Source organism: Desulfobacteraceae bacterium, assembly GCA_022340425.1.
Taxonomy (GTDB): Bacteria; Desulfobacterota; Desulfobacteria; order Desulfobacterales; family JAABRJ01; genus JAABRJ01.
This window is the reverse complement of the sequence record JAJDNY010000181.1, coordinates 1-7,110: the sequence shown is the minus strand read 5'-3', so window position 1 is coordinate 7,110 and position 7,110 is coordinate 1. Positions and strand designations below refer to the sequence as shown.

The window sequence follows — 7,110 nt, the reverse complement described above, 5'->3', positions numbered from 1 at the left end:
CGGGGCCTTCCAGGTTGACCCGCACCCCCCCGGCATCGCTTTTGTGCAGGATGTCGGGTGACACGATCTTTAAAACCGCCTTGCCGCCAAAGCCGGCGGCCAGTTCCACCGCCTCCTCGGCGCTGCGGGCGAGCCCCTCGGCAGGCACCGGCACATCGTGCAGCCGCAGCAGCGCCTTGGCTTCCGGCTCCAGCAGATAGGTCCGCTTCTCCGCGCGTGCGGCCGCGATCAGACGGCTGCCTTCGGCCTTGGCCTTGGCCCCCCAGTTCAGCACGAAATTGGACTTGGCGTGATAGCTTTTGAGGTAGTTGCCATACTGCGCCAGGACCCCCACGCATTTGCAGGCCACATCCAGGGAGTCGTAGACCGGGATCCCGTAATAACGCAGCAGGTGCAGCGAATGGGGTTTCTCGGAGCTGTAGAGGCTGTGAAGAACGATGGGTTTTTTGCCCTTGGCGACCATCTTGCCCATGCGGTGGGCCGCATCCTCTTCCTTGAGGGACAGCGACGCGGCAAAGCGGATGCCGTAGCCGCCAAACAGCCCGACGATCAGCAGCCCGCCGATATTGGGGTCTTTTAGCAGCACCTCGGCGCAGTCGGCGAAGATGGTCGGGTCGGCGTCGGTGCCGCCGGCCACGTCCACCGGGTTGCGCAGGGAGGCGGCCGCCGGCAGGATGGCTCTCAGCCGCTCCTGGGTTTTTTCGGTGAGTTTGGGAATCCCGATACCCATGTCCGAGAGCAGGTCGGCGGCGATGGTGGCATGCCCGCCGCCGTCGGCCAGGATCGCCACGTGGTTGTTTTTCAGGGGCGGCAGACTGGAGAGGGACTCGACGGCCGGGAAAAGCTCGTCGGAATTTTCGATCACAATGATGCCGGCGCGGCCGAAGGCCGTTTTGGCCACCTCGGAGATGCCCGCCAGCGCACCGGTGTGGGACCCGGCCGAGAGCTTGCCGGTGCTCGAGCGCCCGCTCTTGAGCAGCACGATGGGCTTTTCCTGGGTGGTTTTGTAGGCCTGTTGGAGAAACCGGCGGCCGTCGCGCATCCCCTCGACGTACATCAGGATGGCCTTGGTGTCGGGGTCCTGCCGAAAAAACTCGAGGTACTCGTGAAACTTGATGTCCGCCTCGTTGCCCACCCCCACGTAGTAGGAAAACCCCCGCAGGCTCTTGATTTTGGCCTCCGTGATGAGCGTCAGGGCCATGTTGCCGGACTGGGCGAGCAGCGCGATGTCGCCCTTGGGGGCCTCCCGCAGCCCCACCAGATTGAGGTTTTTCTTGAGGTTGAGCATCCCCGAGGTGTTCGGCCCGATCAGGCGGATGCCGTACTGGCGCGCGACGGCCATCATCGCCGCCTCCAGCTTGCGGCCGGCCTCGCCGCTTTCGCCGAACCCGCCGGCGATGATGACCGCGCCCTTGACCCCCTTTTGGCCGCATTCCTCCAGCACGGCGGGGATGGAGCGCCCCGGGGTGGTGACCAGGGCGATGTCCACCGGGCCCTCAATGTCGGTGACCTTGGCGTAGCAATGCAGCCCGAGGACCGAGGACTCTTTGGGGTTGACGGGATAAATCGAACCTTCGAACTTCTCGTCGAGCAGGGTGCGAATGGCCTGGTAGCCTCTTTTGGTTTCATTGCGCGACGCGCCGATGATGGCGACCGAGTCGGCGTTGAGAATGGGTTCAAGCGTCATGTCGTCCTTCCTGCAGGGATTTGGGGGTGAATGTCATCGGGGCGCACGCCCGGTCCTGACCATGGCCGGCGGGCCAATATTTTTTGATGAACCGGCAAATCAAAACCCAGACAGTTTCGCAGAAATGTCAAGTTGCGGCGCGCAAATCTCAGCGGCGTGAGGCGCACTACTGTAGGCCGCAGCGACTTCGAGATGCAGCGCAACGCAGAAATTGGCCATTTTGGTGAACTGTCGTTTTTTGATGACGCGGTAAACAGTCAAAAGCCAGACAGTTTCGCAGAAAGGTCAAGTTCAAGGCGCGCAAATCTCGAGGAGTGAGGCGTACTACTGTACGCCGCAGCGACTTCGAGATGCAGCGCAACGCAGAAATTGGCCTTTCTGCGGAACTGTCATTTTTTGCGCTCCGCAAAGGCCGCTAGTGATGCCTGGCGCTCCTTGGTGGAGACGCACGCCAGGCAGGCCTCCACCTCGAAGTCCATCAGGGCCTCGAGACTGACGCCGTCCTGGGCCATGAGAAGCCCCTTCTTGATCATTTTCATGGAAAAAGAGGAATTGGTGCAGATCTTGGCGGCCAGCTGGCGCGCGGCGGCCATCAACTCCTCCGCAGGAACGGCGCGGTTCACCAGCCCGATGCGTTCGGCCTCGCGGCCGTCGATGTATTCGGCAGTGAAGAGCAGCTCCCGGGCCTTGGCCGGCCCGATCAGGTCCTGGACCAGCCGCATGGCGCCGCCGGTGACCGAGGAGGTGACCCGGGCCTCGGGGGAGCCGATCTGGGCGTCCTCGGCGGCCAGCCGCAGGTCGCAAGCCAGGGCCAGCTCGTAGCCCGAGCCCAGGGCGTAGCCGTTGATGGCGGCAATGGTGGGCTTTTCGAAGCGGATGATCTGGCGCGAGGCCTCCTGCAAGGCCACCAGGTAGTCGCGGTAGTCTTCAGGGCTGCGGGTCTTGGACTCCTTGAGGTCCGCACCGGTTGAAAAGGCCCGCCCCTCCCCGGTGAAGATCACGGAACCGGTCTGGGGGTCGGCCTTGACGTCGGCCAGCGCCGCCTGGATCTCCACCCACATCTGTTTGTTCATGGCGTTGAGGACCTTGGGGCGGTTGAGCTTGATGGTGGCGATGCCCCCCTCCTTTTCGAAGATGATGCATTCGAACGGCATTTTCCCTCCTAATTTTTATAGCGCCGCAAAAAGAATTTCACCCCGTGGTAGGGTGTTTTTGCAGAAATGCATTTTGACGGATATCCCGGGAAAAGACCGGGATTTACCATTCCCTTTTTTCCTTGTTCATTTTCTTGTGCGGACAAGAAAACGAACCAAAAGAAACCGCCCGCGCCCCGGGGCCCTTCGGGCTGCCCTGCGCTTCTCGCAGCCGGCGGGCCCTGTGGCTGTCTGAGCGTAAGCGAGTTCCACAGGGCCCGCCGGCTGCTGCGATGCTCGGCCCGGGACGATGGGTCATAAACCGCCGGCTGCATGAATCCATGGAAATACAGCTTTCATCTTCAAAAACGTAACAACAGAGGCATTCAGTGTTTAAATTCCTGATTACCGGCCGCAGCATTTTTTATATTTTTTGCCGCTCCCGCAGGGGCAGGGATCGTTGCGGCCGACCTTCTGGCTCTTGCGCTGCACCGGCTTCTTGGGGGCGGCGGCATCCCCGTGGGAAAGTACCGTGGCCTGGGGCTTGGGCTTGCGCATTTCCTGGATCCTTTCGGGCTCGGCGATCTGCACCCGGAAAAGCAGCCCGAGGGTTTCCTCCTTGACCCGCGAGATCATCTCGTTGAACATCTCGAAGCCTTCCTTCTTGTAGACGATCAACGGGTTCTGCTGGGCGTAGCCCCGCAGGCCGATCCCCTCCTTGAGGTGGTCCATGCTGAGCAGGTGGTCCTTCCAGAGATTGTCCACCACCTGCAGCATCACGATCCGCTCCAACTGCCGGAAGTCCGCCTCCCCGATGGCGGCCTCCTTCTCGCGGTAGACCCGCAGGCATTCCTCGGCGATCAGCTCCGAGAGCCCCTCGGCGGTCAGGCCGTCCAGGGTGTCGGCGTCGAGCTCCGGCAGATTTAAATTGAACTGCTGGAAGACCGCAGCACGCAGCCCCTTCCAGTCCCAGTCCTCGGGCAGCTTGTGCTCGTCGGCGAAGAGCTCGGCCATGGCATCGGCCTTCTCGTAGATCATCTCCTCGATGTCGCCCTGGAGGTCCTCGCCGCGCAGGGCCTCCCGGCGCTGCTGGTAGATGACCTCGCGCTGCTGGTTCATGACGTCGTCGTATTCCAGCAGCTGTTTACGGATTTCAAAGTTGTGGGCCTCGACCTTGGCCTGGGCGCTTTCGATGGAGCGCGTGATCAGGGCGTTTTCGATGGGCTCGCCGTCCTCCATCCCGAGCTTTTCCATGATCCCGGTGATCCGCTCGCCGCCGAATATCCGCAGCAAATCGTCTTCCAGGGCCAGGTAAAAACGCGAGGAGCCCGGGTCCCCCTGCCGCCCGGCGCGGCCGCGCAGCTGGTTGTCGATGCGCCGGCTTTCGTGGCGCTCGGTGCCGATGATGTGCAGTCCGCCCAGTTCGGTGACCCCTTCGCCCAGCACGATGTCGGTCCCGCGACCGGCCATGTTGGTGGAGATCGTCACCGCCCCCCGCTGCCCGGCCTGGGCGACGATCTCGGCTTCGCCCTCGTGGTTCTTGGCGTTCAGCACGGTGTGGGGGATGCCGCGTTTCTTGAGCTTTTGACTGAGGTCCTCGGAAACGTCGATTGAAATCGTGCCCACCAGGGCGGGCTGCCCTTTCTTGTGCAACTCCTGGATCTCTTCGATGACCGCTTCGAATTTCTCGCGCTTGGTCTTGTAGATCATGTCCGAGTAGTCTTTGCGGATCATGGGCTTGTTGGTGGGGATGACGCTGACATCCAGGTTGTAGATCTTCTTGAACTCGGCGGCCTCGGTGTCGGCCGTGCCGGTCATGCCGGCCAGCTTGGCGTACATCCGGAAGTAGTTCTGGAAGGTGACGGTCGCCAGGGTCTGGTTTTCGTTTTCGATCCGGACGTTTTCCTTGGCCTCCAGCGCCTGGTGCAGCCCCTCGCTGTAGCGCCGGCCCGGCATGAGGCGCCCGGTGAACTCGTCAACGATGATCACCTCGCCGTTTTTGACGATATAGTCCACGTCGCGCTTGAACAGGCTGTGGGCCTTGAGGGCCTGGTTGATGTGGTGCAGCAGCTCGATGTTCTTGGGGTCGAAGAGGTTGTCCACCTGGAGGAGCTTTTCGGCCTTGGCGACCCCCTCCTCGGTGAGGGTCGAGGCGCGGGCCTTTTCATCGATGGTGTAGTCCTTATCCCTCACCAGCCGCGGGATGATGGCGTTGACGTCGTAGTACAGGCGGGTGGATTTTTCCGCCGGACCGGAGATGATCAGCGGGGTCCGCGCCTCGTCGATCAGGATGCTGTCCACCTCGTCGACGATGGCGTAGTTGAGTTCGGGCTGCACCACGGCCTCGATGTTGAACTTCATATTGTCCCGCAGGTAATCGAAGCCGAACTCGTTGTTGGTGCCGTAGGTGATGTCGGCGCCGTAGCCCACCTTGCGCTCGGCGTCGGTCAGGCCGTGCAGGATGGTTCCCACGGAAAGCCCCAAAAACCGGTAAACCTGCCCCATCCACTCGGTGTCCCGGCGGGCCAGGTAGTCGTTGACCGTGACCACGTGAACCCCCTTGCCGCCCAGCGCATTGAGATAGGCCGGCAGGGTGGCCACCAGGGTTTTGCCTTCACCGGTCTTCATTTCCGCAATCCGGCCCTGGTGCAGGACCATGCCGCCGATCAGCTGCACATCGAAATGCCGCATTTTCAGCACCCGCCGGGAGGCCTCGCGGACCGTCGCAAAGGCTTCCGGTAGGAGATCATCCATGGGTTCGCCGCGGCCCAGCCGCTCGCGGAAGAGCACGGTCTGGTGTCGCAGCTGATCGTCGCTTAATTTCTGGATGTCGGGCTCGAGCGCATTGGTTTGCTCGACGAGCGGCTGCAGTTTTTTGAGCTCACGCTCGTTCTTGCTGCCAAAAATCTTGGTCAGAAAATTCATCATCATATATCTTTTTCCCCTCCTGTGGGATTTCCTACCCGTTTTCGAATGGGCTCGTTATAGTACGATTCGGGCAAAATGAAAGGCGTATCTGGCATATTCGGCACCGTCAGGGCCAACACTTATCGCCACCCCCCGGCTGCTGGCTAACATCAGGATCTTTGCCCGCCGGCAGAACCGACGGGTGGTAAACGAAAAAACGCGGAAAATGGGGGAAAGCAACCCAGCGAAGGGGGGCCTGGGAAAGTCCGGGCCGGCAGTCGAAAAAAAGCGGCGATGGGGCGGGCATTTCAGCGAAGGACGTACTTCTGGGGATTGACCGGCATGCCGTTGAGGCGGACTTCATAGTGTAGATGGGGGCCGGTGCTGCGGCCGGTGCTGCCCACCAGGCCGACCGTGTCGCCCCGTTTGACATGCCGCCCCGCTTTGACCAGGGTTTTGGACAGATGGGCGTAGCTGGTGACGATGCCGTGGCCGTGATCGATGACGATGGTTTTGCCGTAGGCCGCCTTGGCGCCGGAGAACGTGACGACGCCATCGGCGGTGGCCACCACGGGTGACCGGTTTTTGGCTGCAATGTCAACTCCCTTGTGAAACTCGCGGCGGCCGCCGAACGGGGACTTGCGGTATCCGAAGCGGGAGGAGATCCACCCCTTGGCGGGCAGGATGGTGGGGGTACGGGCCAGCAGGTTGCGCTGGGCCTCCACCCCGCTCAAGAGTGTTTCCAGGTCCTGCTGCTTTTGGCCGGCGGCCCTCTTCAAAACGCTGACCTGGGCGTGCATATCGCGCATGAGGCTGTTGTGCCGCTCGGCCAGGGCCAACTCGGTGTCCAGGTCATCCGGCGGCGGTCCGCCCACCCCGAAGATGCCTTCCTGATCGCCGTCTTCGCTTAGATTGGCCGCCGCCCGGATCTCCTGTTCCAGCACGTCCAACGCCGCCACCCGGTTTTTTAGGTGGTTGATGTCGGCGGCGAAGCGTTGGATCTGGCGGCGCTGATGATGAATCTCCTCTTTCTGGCGGGCGATCTGGGCCGCATCCCGGTGGGCGGCGATCAAACCGCTCCGCAAACGAAGGTAGTCGCAGAAAATCGCCACCGAGGCCAGGATCACAACGGCGGCCGTCGCGGCCAGGAGGTAAAGAGCGCGGCGGGAGAGGCTTTTGCGGGTGACAGGCGTGCCGCTGTCGCTGAGGACAAACACCGTGAATTTCGGTTTCATAAGCATTTGCCTGGATCGGTTAGGCGTCCACCGGCGGCGGCGGGAATTTCAAACGAAGGTAGGATTTTGTATCACAGGCACGGAAATGATGTCAAGGTCCCAAACGGCTCAAATCGGCGCAGCGCAGCAATGGTGCGGTTCTTTGGGC

General features: G+C 61.9%; 4 protein-coding genes. All 4 read right to left on the bottom strand.

Going from position 1 to position 7,110, the window contains the following annotated elements:
• Positions 1 to 1,687: CoA-binding protein (locus tag LJE63_16330; GenBank protein ID MCG6908171.1), on the bottom strand; the 1,687-nt coding region annotated here is incomplete at its 3' end.
• A 389-nt stretch (positions 1,688 to 2,076) separates the two neighbouring features.
• On the bottom strand, positions 2,077 to 2,841 hold the full coding sequence (locus LJE63_16325) for an enoyl-CoA hydratase/isomerase family protein (GenBank protein ID MCG6908170.1): 765 nt from the start codon (positions 2,839 to 2,841) through the stop codon (positions 2,077 to 2,079).
• Positions 2,842 to 3,225: 384 nt separating this feature from the next.
• Complete coding sequence (secA, locus tag LJE63_16320; GenBank protein ID MCG6908169.1) at positions 3,226 to 5,748, bottom strand: preprotein translocase subunit SecA; 2,523 nt, start codon at positions 5,746 to 5,748, stop codon at positions 3,226 to 3,228.
• Between the two features lie 287 nt (positions 5,749 to 6,035).
• On the bottom strand, positions 6,036 to 6,962 hold the full coding sequence (locus LJE63_16315; GenBank protein MCG6908168.1) for a peptidoglycan DD-metalloendopeptidase family protein: 927 nt from the start codon (positions 6,960 to 6,962) through the stop codon (positions 6,036 to 6,038).
• Positions 6,963 to 7,110 lie beyond the last annotated feature (148 nt).

Coding starts and splice junctions, on each gene's coding strand:
- secA (MCG6908169.1), bottom strand. CDS start 5,748: ATGATGAATTTTCTGACCAAGATTTTTGGCAGCAAGAACGAGCGTGAG.
- LJE63_16325 (MCG6908170.1), bottom strand. CDS start 2,841: ATGCCGTTCGAATGCATCATCTTCGAAAAGGAGGGGGGCATCGCCACC.
- LJE63_16315 (MCG6908168.1), bottom strand. CDS start 6,962: ATGAAACCGAAATTCACGGTGTTTGTCCTCAGCGACAGCGGCACGCCT.